Genomic DNA, 14253 nt, shown 5'->3' on the forward strand with positions numbered 1-14253 from the left:
CTTTTGGGCATCAGTTGGCTAAAGTCTCGGCCAGCACGGTGAATAAACGCGCTTTGTCATGCGCAGGATTTATCGCCAGCAGCTCGCTTAACGTTTGCTGCGCTGCGGCTAACTGTCCTAACCCCAGTTGCGCCAAAGCCGTCACCAGCAGGCAGTGCTGTTGATGCGCCTGTTGCAGGTCATTGTCCAACGCCATCAAATCCGGCAGCGAAACGGCAAAGAAATCGGCGCCAGGCAACATCTCAGACTGCTGGCTTGCCCACTGCTGCATTTGGGTGAACTGCTGTTCGGCCTGTGCCGACTGCCCCAGTTGCTTGAGCGCCATGCCGCGATAGAACAAATAATCCACCGGTTGGTCGTTGTAGTAGCGGCTTTCAGCCAGTTCGCCGTGTCCCGCGCAGGCCTGTTGCCAGCAGGTGGCCGCTGCCTCGAGCTGGCCTTGCCGGGCAGCACAGATACCCAGCCAATAGTAGATATCGTTGTCGCTTTGCCCAGCCAGACGCCCTTCCCCCAGATTTTGCGGATAGTGCAACGCCGACTGCAGCAAATGCTGCGCCTGCTGCGGCGCTCCCTGTTGCAGCACCTGGAATGCCAACCGTTGCAGATTGATCAGATACTGGCCGGTGACTTTGCCTTCACCACCTTCCCACGGGTGAAACTCACGCTGCTGCAGGATCCGTTGCGCGTCACTCAACCGATCGCACTGGTTGTAAAGGCTCAGCAATTCGGCGGTAAGGTCGTCACGCCGGGCCACTACCGGCAAATGTTGCTCTAACATCGCCAGCCGCTGAGCAGGTGCAGTACCGAGGCGTTTGTTCAGTTGATCCAGTTCAAACAGCAGCCGAGCGTCATCAGGTTGCAGAGCAAAGGCCTGCTGCAGATGCGCCAGCGCCACGTCATGCTGCTGGAGTTTATTGAAGGCGTAGATCCCCAGATTGCGCCAGGCGTCGGCAAACGTCGGCTCCCGCTCCACGCATTGCTGCCACAGCACTACCGCCTGCGAGTAGTTGCGCTTGCTGTAATGGAAACAAGCCAACAGATACTGTGCAAAAACGCACTCCTGCAGTTGGCTTAGCATCTGCACTTCATTCAGGGTATTGGGGAAGCGCACCTGGTGGCCGAAGCCGTCGCGCGCCTGCGCCAACAGCTGCCGATATTCCCGGTCACTTACCGCGCCTTTGCGCAGGCTGGCCAACATATAGCGCGGCAAGGTTTCCTGGCTGTCCAACAGCGTCAGTAACTCAATCGCCTGCTCTTTGGCTCCCCATTCACAGAGTTGACCGGCAATGTTTAGCGCATTGATGCCACGGCAACCGGTCACCGACCGCAGTCGTTGTAAATCGGCCTCGGCGTGAGTTTGCGCATAGCGCAGGTAATACAGGCTGTAATGCATCGGACGGGCGACAAGCTGGTCATCGATATAGTCCAGGCTCTGTGCCCCTTTCCCCAGGCGTTGCAACAGCAGCGCTTTCAGGGCGATCAGCGGATAATGGCTGGCGTTAACACTCAGGCTGCTTTCGCAAAACGCCAGCGCCTGCTGATACTCCCCGCGCCGCGCCGCGACCCGCGCCAGACCATAGAAACCGCCCGGTTTACCGTTACCGCTCCAGATGGCGCGGTAGAAATCCTCGTAGGCCGCGTCGTCGTTACCCAATTGTTCCTGTGCGCAGGCACGAATCAGGCTGGCTAACCCGCACTGTGGGTTGCGGTTAAGGTTATGGGCTCGCGCCAGCGCGTCATCCGCGTAGGCAATCGCACGTTGGAAATTGGCACGGTTATATTCCAGCGTGGCCAGAGCCAAATTGCAGCGGTAATCAAGAGGATCCAGCGTCAGGCCCCGCTGGTAGTAATCGAACGCCGAACGGCTGGCATGGTGGTACTGCTCCAGATGCTGGCCTATAAACCAGGCTTCATCGACGCTGACGATCTGTTCTGCCGCCAGTGGCGCTTTGGCGGGCTGCGGTAATTCGGTGCTTTCGCTCGCCTGATGCTGGCGATAGCTGAGTACGCTGCGGCCCTGGGCGTCCTGCAATTCAATCGTCAGGCGACCGGAGAAATCGCCGGTCATGGTCTCCAGCAGCGCCGCACCGGGGGTGAGATCAACGCGGCGGTCGAGCAGCAGTTGCTGGTCGCTATCGCTGCGGATCACCAACCGGTGCTGCGCCAGCGGCGCGACCGCATACAACCCCCACACCAGTTGTCGCCCGTCGCTTTCCAGTTTTAGTGCGGCACGGGTGTTGGCGTTCTGCACCATGCCCAGGGTGTTGTAGGGCAGGAAATTCTGCACGAAGCATTTTTCTTCGTAGGCGTCGAGCCAGGTGAAATCCGGTTGGTTATCGGTGTAAACCCCGGTCATCAGCTCAATGTAAGGGCCGTTATTGTCGGTCAGATTGCGATCCCAGGCCTGGCCAAATTCGCCGTGGCCCCAGCTCCACTGTTTCTTGCCGGGCGACACATGGCGATCGGCGATGTGCAACAATCCGCCCTGCTCATCGTGGCTGTAAGCGCCTACAAAGTCATAGTCCGACTTATGCGCCATGTAAGACGTCGGTACCGGGATATTCTTGTAGCGCGAAATATCCACACCGGCCGAATAATCCACCTTGTAGTAGGTGCCGGTGGCAATAGGGAACGAAGAGACATCGCGCTTGCCATGGTCAAAAACGGCGGTCACATCCGGCGGGAATACGCTCTGGTGATCGTCTCCACCTTTCACCGCCGGGTTGGCCCACCACAGGAAATGGCGCGGCGTCGGGTTAGGGTTAAAGATCTTGGCGCTGATTTCAATCAGCGCGCGGTCAGGATACAGCGTGAAACCGGCCATCACCTGCAGCCCGCGCATCGGCTCCACCTCCCCCAGCCAGACGGTCTGCGCCCCGTTATCGTGCTGCTGGATCTGGCAGTCCACCGGCATATAGGTGGTCGGACGGTGGTGTTGCGGCCAGTTGAACTCGATCCCCCCGGAGATCCACGGCCCCAACAGCCCCACCAGCGCCGGTTTCACTACCTCGTTGTGATAGACAAAATCGCGCTGCTGCACTTTGTCGTAAGCCCGATGAATACGCCCGCCCAGTTCCGGCAACAGCATCACGCGCAGGTAGTCGTTTTCCAGATATACCGCCTGATAGCGACGCAGGGATTTTTCACCGCTCAGGGTGTCAATAACGCCATAGGGATAAACCGCACCGGACGATCCCTGATAGACGCGATTTTCCAGGAACATCGGGTGCGAGTCCTGCTCGCCCGTGCCGTAAGTGGGTAATTCAACCTGCTCTTGCCAAACCTTGACTGTCCCGTGCATGTTTTCCTCGCTAAAAATACTGAAGGTTGCTTTTCAGGCAGTCTAAATGACAGAATCGGCTACTTTACGCGCTACCATCACGCAATACAGTAAACGGGGTTTAATGAATGGCATTGCAAGGGTTGAATAACCAACGGGTGCGCAATTTTAATAAACGGGTGCTGTGCGCGTTGCTGTATCGGGAAAAGGTGGCCAGTAAATCGACGCTGGCGCGGCTTTCACAGCTGTCTATTCCTGCCGTCGGCAAAATTCTCGATGAGCTGCAGGAAGAACGCCGGGTTGAGCACGACCAGCAGAATTTGCACCGCCGCGGTCTGGGCGGCGGCAGTTACCGCATCGCTGCCTCTGAGCAACGGATCCTGTGCCTGAACGTGTCGCCCTATCTGATTGAAAGCATCGTGGTGGATGGCCTGATCACGCCGTGCAGCGCCTTCACGCCGCAACCGATCGTTGCCACCACGCCACAGGCGATGCTGCAGGAAATGGTGCAGATCTATCACCTGCACAGCCGACAACAGGGGATGCCGCTGAAAATAGCGCTGTCGATCCACGGCCAGGTAAACCCGCTCACCGGGGTGTCGCAGCGCATGCCACAGGCCCCCTGGGAAGGCCCGGTGGAGATAAAATACCTGCTGGAAGAGCGCCTGAAGACCGAGGTCCTGCTGGATAACGACTGCGTGATGCTGGGGCTGGCAGAAAAGTGGCAAAATAACGCTAACGCGCAGGACTTCTGCGTGATTAACGTCGATTACGGCATCGGCTCGTCGTTCGTGATCAACCAGCAGATTTACCGGGGCAGCCTGTTCGGCAGCGGCCAGATTGGCCACACCATCGTCGATCCCGATGGTGGCCTGTGCTCCTGCGGCCGTTACGGCTGTCTGGAAACCATCGCATCACTGTCGGCACTGAAGAAAAAAGCGCGCATTCAGCTAAAAGTCACCCCCAGAGCGCAACACGAAGGCGAAAGGCTTAAAACCCCCACCACCGCCGAGCTGATCGCCCGTTATCATCAAGGGGACCCCGTGTTGCAGGTGTTGGTGCAACGCGCCGCCCAAGCGATTGGCCTGAGCCTGTATAACTTCCTTAACATCTTAAATATTAACCGTATTTATCTTTATGGCCGCAGCTGTGGCTTCGGTCAGGCCTGGCTGGAGACCATCATCAGCCAGACCGGGTTCAACCCCTTCGATCGTCACGATCAGATCCAGACTCAGGCCACGCATATCGGCTTTGGCCAACTCACGCGCGCGCAGCAGGTGATGGGGATTGGCTATCTGTATGTCGAACAGGCACTGACGGAGATGCTATGATGCCGACTTTTATCCCAGCAAAAACAATACGGAGCACCATGAAACCCACCCTACGACACTGGTCGCGCGCAGGCGTGATATGCCTGATGCTGATCCTGGCCGGTTGTTCCAGCAAAAAACCGCGTACCAGTTATGATGCTCATGCCTTTGACGACGCGATTGAGGATGCTGCGGATAAATACGATGTCGATCAAAAACTGATCGCTGCGATGATCAAGGTCGAGTCCGGTTTTAACCCGGCGGCAATCAGCCGCTCCAATGCTATCGGGTTGATGCAGTTGAAAGCCGACACCGCCGGCTGTGACGCCTATCGCTACAAAGGGAAACGTGGCTGTCCGGACGACGACGATCTGCTGGATCCGGATACCAATATCGACCTCGGCGCAGCCTATCTGGCCGTGTTGCAAAAACAGCAGCTTAAAGGCATCGACGATCCTGTCACGCTGCGTTATGCCACCATCATCGCCTACGTCAACGGCACCGGTGCGCTGCTGCGGACCTTCTCCAGCAACCGCCAGCAAGCCATTTCGATGATTAACAATCTGTCACCGGAAGCCTTTAACTGGCACGTGCGCAAGTATCATCCCGCCCCGCAGGCGCCGCGCCACTTGATGAAGGTAGAAGCGGCCTACGAGCAGCTCTGATTTTCAAAAGCAAAAAAGGAGAACCCGAGGGTTCTCCTTTTCATTTAAGCCAGTGCTGAGCCGTTATGGCTTGCCGTTACGAATCGGCTTGCGCGGCGGCTTGTTGGACGGCGTACGCTGACGGGTGATGTCGGTGTGCTTGGTCAGCGCCGGGCGGGTATGACGCTGCAAGCGCTTGGCTTCGCGCTGTTCGTCAATGCTCGGTGCCGGCACCAGACACTCGCGACGGCTGCCGATCAGGTGCTTCATGCCCATTTCTTCCAGAGCGGTACGGATCATCGCCCAGTTGGCCGGATCGTGGTAACGCAACAGCGCCTTGTGCAGGCGACGCTGACGATCGCCTTTCGGTATCACCACATCTTCACTCTTATAACCCACTCTGCTCAACGGGTTCTTGCCGCTGTAATACATGGTGGTGGAGTTTGCCATCGGTGACGGATAGAAGTTCTGTACCTGATCGAGACGGAAACGGTTTTTCTTCAGCCACAGCGCCAGATTCACCATATCCTCATCGCGGGTGCCCGGATGCGAGGAGATGAAATACGGGATCAGATACTGCTCTTTGCCCGCCAGCTTGGAGTAATGGTCAAACAGCTGTTTAAACCGGTCGTAGCTGCCCATGCCCGGCTTCATCATTTTCGACAGCGGGCCTTCTTCGGTGTGTTCCGGCGCAATCTTCAGGTAGCCGCCAACGTGGTGGGTAGCCAGCTCTTTGATATAGCGCGGATCTTCCACCGCCAGATCGTAACGCACGCCAGAGGCGATCAGGATCTTCTTGATGCCTTCCAACGAACGCGCACGGCGATACAGCTTGATGGTCGGTTCGTGGTTGGTGTCCATGTAGGTGCAGATTTCCGGGTACACGCACGAGGCGCGGCGGCAGGTCTGCTCAGCGCGCGGGTTGGTACAGCGCAGCATGTACATGTTGGCGGTCGGGCCGCCCAAATCGGAGATCACACCGGTAAAGCCCGGTACTTTGTCACGAATTTCTTCGATCTCGCGAATAATGGAGTCTTCCGAACGGCTCTGGATGATGCGCCCTTCGTGCTCGGTAATCGAACAGAATGAACAGCCGCCATAGCAACCGCGCATGATGTTGACCGAGAAGCGGATCATGTCATAGGCAGGAATGGTTTCCTTGCCGTAGGACGGGTGCGGAATACGCTGGTACGGCAGGGCAAACACGCTGTCCATTTCCGGCGTGGTCAGCGGGATCGCCGGTGGGTTGATCCACACGTAACGGTCGCCGTGCGACTGCATCAGCGCACGGGCACAGCCAGGGTTGGTTTCATGGTGCAGAATGCGCGAAGTGTGCGCATACAGAACCTTGTCGGCCTTCACCTTTTCAAATGACGGCAGCAACACGTAGGTTTTTTCCCACGGCTTGGGCTTGGCGGCGCGCACGGTAACCGGTTTGGCCTCCGGCTCCGGTTTACCGCCGTCGGCGCACGGCAGATCGTCGCCGTAAGGGTTCGGGATAGGCTCAATGCGGCCCGGCTTGTCCAGACGGGTAGAATCCACGCCGGTCCAGCCCGGCAACGCGCCCTTGCGCATCACCGCGGTGTTACGGATGTCGTGGATCTCACTGATTTTCTCGCCCGCAGCCAGGCGGTGCGCCACTTCCACCAGCGGACGCTCGCCGTTGCCGTAAATCAGCATGTCAGCTTTGGAGTCCACCAACACCGAACGGCGTACGGTATCAGACCAGTAATCGTAGTGAGCGATACGACGCAGGCTGGCTTCGATGCCGCCCAGCACGATCGGCACGTCTTTATAGGCTTCTTTGCAACGTTGACTGTAAACCAGCGTCGCGCGATCCGGACGTTTGCCGCCCACGTTGCCGGCGGTATAGGCATCATCGTGACGCAGTTTTCGATCGGCGGTATAACGGTTGATCATCGAGTCCATGTTGCCGGCGGTGATGCCGAAGAACAGGTTCGGTTTGCCCAAGCGCATGAAATCTTCTTTATTGCTCCAGTCCGGCTGCGCAATGATGCCGACGCGGAAGCCCTGCGCTTCCAACATGCGGCCGATGATCGCCATACCAAAACTCGGGTGGTCGACATAGGCGTCACCACTGATAATGATCACATCGCAGCTATCCCAGCCCAGTTGATCCATCTCTTCGCGCGACATCGGTAAAAATGGCGCGGTGCCATAACATTCGGCCCAATAAGGCTTATAGGAAAACAATTCACGATCGGGTTGGATCAGGCTGGTAGTGCTCATTCTGGTGCTCTTTCACAGGTTAATTAATCGCCGGGCGGCGATTATACGCACTAGTGACAAAAAGAGCATGGTTATTTCACGCCTTCGCCACAGCATCTCGGGCTTCCCTCTCGACTCCACGCGCCTGCGCGGTCATCATAGCGCATTCTGTTCGGCCCACCGGCCGACAGCGGAGGAGATCAATGAGTGAGTTTTTAGCAGTAAAACCGATTCTGGCCCTGGGCAGCGCGATCGTTGAGGTGACGCTGACGCAGGAGCAAAAAATAGGTGGCTGCGCGTTTAATGTTGCGCGGGCGCTGAAGCGCCTGCAGGTCCCGGTGCTCAACGGTATGCCGGTCGGCAATGGAGTATGGGGCGCCGCGATTGAAGCCGAGATGGAAAGTTTAGGCCTGCAGGTACTGCTGCGCCATGGTCAAATGGACAACGGCCGCCGTCTGACACAGATGCAACCCAACGGCGAGTCGCTGTCGGTGATCGAGCCCGGCTGCGAAACCCAGTGGAATAAAGCCCAGTTGGGCACGCTGCCCTTGAGCGAAGACACGCTGATTTACATCAGCGGCGAGCAGTTGGCCGGAGAAAGCGGCGAGGCGGTACGTGAATGGTTAACACGCTTGCCGTTTGACCAGTGGCGGCTGATTGATCCCGGACCGGGCATCGCTCAATTGGATGAAGATTTCTTTGCCATGCTCAGCGACAGCCACACCCTGCTGACGCTGAACCGTAATGAAGTGGTCACGCTCTGCGGCGCAGGCGATGCGCTCACTCTGGCCCAGCAGTTTGCCACCGCGCATAATATCACGCTGATCTGTCGGTTGGATTGCGATGGCGTCTGGATTTGCCGTGGCGACACCCCGCCGCTCCAGATAGCGGCCTATCCGGTGAACGTCGTCGATACTCTGGGTGCGGGCGACGCCCACTGTGCCGGCCTGCTGGCCGGGCTCTCCGCCGGTTGGCCATTGCCGCAAGCGGTCGATCTGGCTAACCGCGTGGCCGCCTGCGTGGTAGCAACCCAAGGTGCAAGCGACGGGCCAGACTGGCAACAGCTACAACAGCGTTTCCCCGACGTTTGATGCCAAATGGGCGCGGTTTGCGCGCCCATCTCCTTTTTCTAATGCGCTCGCTCTACCGGCCCGACATATTCTTCCGGCCGGTGCTGATAGTTGAAGGTCAGCGCAAAAATGATCCCCAGCACCAACGTATACAGCGCGAAGATCAACCAGATGCTCTGCCAATCTTTGACGCCGTCGTGGGTGAAGAAATCCACCACTTCGCCGCTGGCTATCGCCCCCAGATACGCGCCGATACCGTTGACCATGGTCATGAATAACCCCTGCGCACTGGCGCGGATGCGGCTATCGGCCTCTTTCTCAACGAAGATGGCCCCGGAGATATTAAAGAAATCAAAGGCACAGCCGTAAACGATCATCGACAGCAGCAACAGCACAAAGCCGAAACCAACCGGGGTGCCATAGGCCAGGAACAGGAAGCGCAGCGTCCAGGCCGCCATGCTGATCAGCATCACCTGTTTGATACCGTATCGACGCAGGAAGAACGGAATGGTGAGGATAAAGAACACCTCGGAGATTTGTGACAACGACAACAGCACCGCCGGGTATCGGACGCTTATGCTGTCCTGATACAGCGGGTTGCTCGCGAAATCATGCAGGAAGGGATTGCCGAAGGTGTTGGTGATCTGGAGTGCCGCGCCCAACAGCATGGCAAACAGGAAAAACAGCGCCATACGCCGCTGGCGAAACAGCACCAACGCGTCCAGCCCCAGCACGCTGAACCAGCTTTTCGATTTTTCGACTTTGCTGGTCGGGCAATTCGGCAGCGTCAGAGAATAGCAGGCCAGCAACAGTGACACGGCAGAAGCCAGATACAGCTGCATATTGCTCAGCTCAATTCGGCTAAAGCCGATTAGCCACATCGCCACAATAAAGCCCAGGGTGCCGTATACCCGCACCGGGGGGAAATCTTTCACCGTGTCGTAACCGTGCTTTTCCAGGCAGAAATAGGCAATGGCGTTGGAAAGCGAAATGGTCGGCATATACACCATGGCGTTGAACAGCATGACCCAGAACATCACCATCGGCTGCTCAACCTGGGCGGCGCAATACAGCGCAAGCGCACCGAACAGATGACAGAGCGCGTACAGGTAATTGGCCCTGATCCAGCGGTCGGCAAGAATGCCCGCCAGCCCCGGCATAATCAGCGCCGCGACGCCTTTGGCGCTGTACACCATGCCCACCTGCAACCCGCTGAAATGCAGGGTATTAATCATGTAAGACCCCAGCGTAACCAGCCAGGCACCCCAAATAAAAAACTGCAGAAAAACCATTATCTTCAGTCGCGTTTTTATTGCCATCACCATCACCTTATTATTTTGATTAAAACGATGATTCGCGCGGCCAGGCCCCTGCACCTCGCCGCGGGGGAATTTGCAGCGTTACAGCGTTTTGAAGAACTCACGGATCAGGCGCATAAAGTCTTCTGCCGCCAGGGCCGCGCAGCTCAGCGTTTGCTCGTGGGACAGTGGCGTATCGGACAGCCCTTCGGCGTAGTTGGTCATCGCCGAAACCACCAGCACTTTCAGCCCGCAATGGCGCGCAGAGAGCACTTCCGGCACGATGGACATGCCGACCACGTCGCACCCCAGCGTTTGCATCATGCGAATTTCAGCCGGGGTTTCGAAGTTGGGCCCGGTGTAAGCGGCAAACACCCCTTCCGCCAGCGGAATACCCACGCGCTGGGCCACCTGCGTCAGTTGAGCACGCAAATCGCGATCGTAGGCATTGGCCAGGCTGAAAAAGCGCGGACCGAAACGCTCATCGTTATCGCCAACCAACGGCGACTCGGGCATAAAGTTGATGTGATCGGTGAGGGCCACCAGGCTGCCCGGCGGCACCGACTGGCGCAACGAACCGGCGGCGTTGGTCGCCAGCAGGAATTCGCAGCCCAACAGTTTGAAGGTACGTACGGCAGTGGTCATCACCTGCATACCGCGCCCTTCATAGTAATGACCGCGCCCTTTCATGCACACGACAGGAACACCTTCCAGCCAGCCGGCAACCAACTGGCCGGCATGCCCCACCACGCTGCTGACCGGGAAACCCGGCAGTTCGGCGTAGTCGATGGTCAGGGTGTCGGTCATCACCTCCGCCAACGCCCCCAAGCCGGAGCCCAGAATCAAAGCCGCTCGCGGTTGGAAGCCCGGCAGGCGGGCGCGGATAGTTTCAGCACAGGAAAAAGCATCTTCTTGATTAAACATAGTATTCTCTTCTGTGGAAGGGTGAAATAATCCCCATAGTAGAGAGCGATGCGCACTGGCGACCAATACATTATTGGCGGCTGATTTATTCCATTCATCTATAAATTGCTCGCATCAGGAGGCCATCATCAACCTAAAGCAGCCACAGCAACTGCCGGATCCCAGCCGGATTAACTTCCGCCTGCTGCACTATTTTCGCGTGGTGGCGGAAGAGATGAACTTCACCCAAGCCGCACTGCGGCTGAACATCTCCCAACCCCCGCTCAGCAAACACATTAAAGAGCTGGAGAGCCAACTGGGCGTAGAGCTGTTCAAACGCACCACCCGCTCGATGGCGCTGACGCTGGCGGGCCGAACCTTGTTTCACAACGTCGAGATGCTATTGGATCAGGCGGGTAATGCACTCAATCAGGTGCAGCAATTGGGGCGTGGCGAAGCGGGCCATATGGTGATTGGCATGGTCGGCACATCGGTGTGGGGTGGGCTGATACCGGCGCTGAAGCGCTTTACCGAACAAACGGCCAACGTCACCTGGGCGTTGAACGAACTGACACCCGGCCAGCAAATAACGGCGCTGCAAAAACGTCATATTGATATCGGCGTGTGGCGAGAAGCCAGGGAACAGATATTACCGGGACTGGCATGCCAACTGCTGGCACGGGAGAACATTGCGCTGGTGCTACCGCTCGATCACCCGCTGGCACAGGCGGAAAGCCTGCCGCTGGCGGCGCTGCGGCATGAAAAATTCATCGTGCTGCCGCCTCATGAGGCCAGTCTGGGGCTATATCTGCACAACCTGTGTTTGCAGCAGGGGTTCAAACCGGATATCGCCTATCAGGTCAACGAACCGCAAACCCTGATGGCGCTGGTGGCCGAAGGCTATGGCATCACGCTGTTGCCGGACAGCTACGGCCGCATTCCGTGGCCCGGCGTGCGTTTTTGCCCGCTGAAGCAGGCACCGTCAGCGGATTTGTACGCCATTTACCATGCCGACAGCGCGACGCCGGTGGTGCAGGCCTTTCTGGCGATGTTGGGTTCGGCAGCTTAGCGCCGTACTCAGCGAATTTACAGCGCAGGCTGCACCATAAACTGACCGGCGCTGCCGCGATCTGCCATTTCCAGCGTCTGGCTGTAGTAGAGGAACGGGAAATGTTCTGAGGTGGACTGATTGAAGTAAACCAACAGCTCAACGTCCCCGTCGATCCACACCGTGTCTTTCCAACCGCGATCTTCTGCCATTGGCTGCGCACCGTTAACGCGCTTGACCAGGAACTGTACGCCCTGAATGTGGAACGCCTGCGGGGTATCCGCATGGATATTCCAGCGTTCCCAACTCCCCTGCTGAGTTTGCACATCGATGCGATTCATGTCCCAGATCGCCCCGTTGATCCCGGCCTGGCTGTCGCCCAAACGGAACTCGCGGGTGCGGCTGACGCTGCCGTCCAACAGTTGATCGGCCAACAAGCGCATCGGCAGGTTATCGGTCACCAACGGCAAGAGCCCGGTCGGTTTCAGCGTCAGCACCTGGGTAGAGACCAGGATGCTCGAAGGTTCAAACAAGCCGCGCAGGCGATCCATAATGCCTGCCGCTTCGCCGGCGGTGATCGTCACCTCATCGCCTTTTGACATGTCGATCAGCACTTCACGGCGTTCGCCCGGTGCCAGCGAAAGTTGCTGTACCGCGACCGGCGCAGGCAAAAAGCCCTGATCGCTGGCGATCACGTTGAGCGGTCGGCCGTCACTCAGTTGCAGCATGTAGCGACGCGAGTTGGAAGCATTAAGCAGGCGCAGGCGCACCCAACCGCGGGAGACTTCGATATAAGGATTTTGTACGCCGTTAACCAACAGCGTATCGCCGACAAAGCCCCCCTGCGACGGCGGGTCATATTCCGGCGTGCCAAAGTTATCGAGGCGCTTGTCCTGAATGATTAGCGGGAAGTCATCTACGCCATAGTGATTCGGCAAAGGCAGCGATTTGCTGACCTCGTCTTCGACCAGCCACAGCCCGGTCAAGCCATTGTAAACATGCGGCGCCATGCGGTTAGGGGTGCTGGCGTGATACCAGCAGGTGGCCGCATTCTGGCGGATCGGCAGCACCGGCGACCAGTCAACGTTGGGAGACATCATGCGCGGCGCGCCCCCCATCAACGTACCCGGCACTTGCAGGCCGCTGATGGTCATCGCCACCGGCTCCGGCAGGCGGTTGCTGTAAATCAGCTTTACGTCATCACCGTTGTAAACCCGCACCGTCGGCCCGAGGTACATGCCGTTGATGCCCCACACCGACGCCTTGCGGTTATCCATAAATGCCCAGTGGGCACGCTGTAAGGTTAAAAACAGCGGTTGCCCACGGCGGGATTCCAGCAACGGGGGAACAGGTAACGGGGTCTGCGTTCCGCTCGCCTCAGCCCTCAGCGGCACGGCTCCCGCGCACAGCGCCAAGCCCGATGCCTGAATAAACTGACGTCGACTGAGTGACATATTTTCTCCATGAAAAGCAATGACTAAACCGTGTGCAAAGACCGGGCCCCTGTTAATCAGATTAGCAGGAGCCCCGGCGTTAACGGCATTTGACGCCGTTTAAAAGTTCATTCTTTGAAGCCGGTAGGAATATTATTTTCCGGCGGCATTGCGCTGGGCGACTTCCGCATCCAGCTCGGCGATTTTCGCCAGCATCAGCTCATGGCAATGGGCCGCCAGCTCACGCACATTTTCTCTACCGTAGCCGCTGATATCGACCGGCTCCAACATTTCGACGATCGCATGACCATTATTCCAACGGTTAAGATTAATTTTACCGCTGGTGGTGGAAACGCAGATGGGCACAATCGGCACCCCGGCGGCGATTGCCGCATGGAATGCGCCGGTTTTAAACGGCATCAGCCCGCGCCCGCGGCTGCGGGTGCCTTCAGGAAACATCCAGATCGAAATGTCGCGTTTTTTAAACTGTTCGGCGACCTGTGCAATGGTGCCGTGCGCTTTGGCGCGGTTATCACGGTCAATCAGCAGGTTACCGGTCAGCCAATACAGTGGACCAAAGAACGGCACCCACAGCAGGCTCTTTTTACCCACGGTCACGGTACGCGGCTGCACCGCTTTGGCGGCGGTCACCATATCGTAGTTATTCTGGTGGTTGGCGATATAAATGCAGTTGCCATTTTTGGCCGCATCGGCCGGTACGCGGACTTCCACCTTCAAACCGAATAACCCGGAAAGGCGGCCAAACAGGTGACCGAAGGTCGCCACATGGCGAGGATCGCGCGGGCTGAACAAACAGTAAATAGAACCGAAGATGCACACCAAAATACAATACAGAGTGGCAAGAATGGCACGCAAAATTAATAACATAACAACCTCATTAGCACACTGCCGACACAGCCTGAAACGCTGCGCAGGTCCCTTTTTCACTTCATACTTGAAGCTGCATCTGTGTTGGCTGCGTCCGCGCACCCCAGTCACTTAGTTTACTAAGCTCCCAGGGATTTACGGCCTTGCCGC

General features: G+C 57.7%; 10 protein-coding genes. 4 read left to right on the top strand and 6 right to left on the bottom strand.

Features of this window, described 5'->3' with window-relative positions:
- Positions 1–10: 10 nt before the first annotated feature.
- Positions 11–3301 carry a DUF5107 domain-containing protein gene (locus AAZT04_RS17835; protein WP_434681182.1) on the bottom strand — a complete coding sequence of 1097 codons (3291 nt, stop codon included), beginning with the start codon at positions 3299–3301 and terminating at the stop codon, positions 11–13.
- Between the two features lie 107 nt (positions 3302–3408).
- On the opposite strand from AAZT04_RS17835, the gene AAZT04_RS17840 reads away from it, so the two are divergent.
- Both AAZT04_RS17840 and AAZT04_RS17845 read left to right on the top strand, forming a co-directional pair.
- Complete coding sequence (locus tag AAZT04_RS17840; protein ID WP_174574798.1) at positions 3409–4611, top strand: ROK family protein; 1203 nt, start codon at positions 3409–3411, stop codon at positions 4609–4611.
- A 38-nt stretch (positions 4612–4649) separates the two neighbouring features.
- Positions 4650–5255, top strand: coding sequence for a transglycosylase SLT domain-containing protein (locus AAZT04_RS17845; protein WP_041414972.1), 606 nt, complete (start codon positions 4650–4652; stop codon positions 5253–5255).
- Positions 5256–5318: 63 nt separating this feature from the next.
- On the opposite strand, the gene AAZT04_RS17850 is transcribed toward AAZT04_RS17845, so the two are convergent.
- The gene (locus AAZT04_RS17850) at positions 5319–7484 is read right to left on the bottom strand and encodes a YgiQ family radical SAM protein (RefSeq protein ID WP_020828674.1); all 2166 of its coding nucleotides are present in this window, start codon (positions 7482–7484) and stop codon (positions 5319–5321) included.
- Positions 7485–7666: 182 nt separating this feature from the next.
- Between AAZT04_RS17850 and AAZT04_RS17855 the strand changes: the two genes are divergently transcribed.
- Positions 7667–8554: a PfkB family carbohydrate kinase gene (locus AAZT04_RS17855; protein WP_020828675.1), complete on the top strand. Its 888-nt coding sequence runs from the start codon at positions 7667–7669 to the stop codon at positions 8552–8554.
- A 38-nt stretch (positions 8555–8592) separates the two neighbouring features.
- Here the strand turns inward: AAZT04_RS17855 and AAZT04_RS17860 are convergent, their stop codons facing one another.
- Together AAZT04_RS17860 and xapA are read right to left on the bottom strand one after the other, a co-directional pair.
- The gene (locus AAZT04_RS17860) at positions 8593–9852 is read right to left on the bottom strand and encodes a nucleoside permease (RefSeq protein WP_041415706.1); all 1260 of its coding nucleotides are present in this window, start codon (positions 9850–9852) and stop codon (positions 8593–8595) included.
- A gap of 81 nt (positions 9853–9933) precedes the next feature.
- Positions 9934–10755: a xanthosine phosphorylase gene (gene xapA / locus AAZT04_RS17865; protein ID WP_046372607.1), complete on the bottom strand. Its 822-nt coding sequence runs from the start codon at positions 10753–10755 to the stop codon at positions 9934–9936.
- A 151-nt stretch (positions 10756–10906) separates the two neighbouring features.
- Between xapA and AAZT04_RS17870 the strand changes: the two genes are divergently transcribed.
- On the top strand, positions 10907–11803 hold the full coding sequence (locus AAZT04_RS17870) for a LysR family transcriptional regulator (RefSeq protein WP_434681361.1): 897 nt from the start codon (positions 10907–10909) through the stop codon (positions 11801–11803).
- A 17-nt stretch (positions 11804–11820) separates the two neighbouring features.
- Here the strand turns inward: AAZT04_RS17870 and ftsP are convergent, their stop codons facing one another.
- Together ftsP and AAZT04_RS17880 are read right to left on the bottom strand one after the other, a co-directional pair.
- Positions 11821–13236, bottom strand: coding sequence for a cell division protein FtsP (gene ftsP, locus AAZT04_RS17875; RefSeq protein WP_020828679.1), 1416 nt, complete (start codon positions 13234–13236; stop codon positions 11821–11823).
- A gap of 132 nt (positions 13237–13368) precedes the next feature.
- Positions 13369–14103 carry a 1-acylglycerol-3-phosphate O-acyltransferase gene (locus AAZT04_RS17880; protein WP_020828680.1) on the bottom strand — a complete coding sequence of 245 codons (735 nt, stop codon included), beginning with the start codon at positions 14101–14103 and terminating at the stop codon, positions 13369–13371.
- Positions 14104–14253 lie beyond the last annotated feature (150 nt).

Origin of the sequence: Serratia sp. Je.1.23.a (genome assembly GCF_051129805.1) — a bacterium.
GTDB lineage: Bacteria > Pseudomonadota > Gammaproteobacteria > Enterobacterales > Enterobacteriaceae > Serratia > Serratia liquefaciens.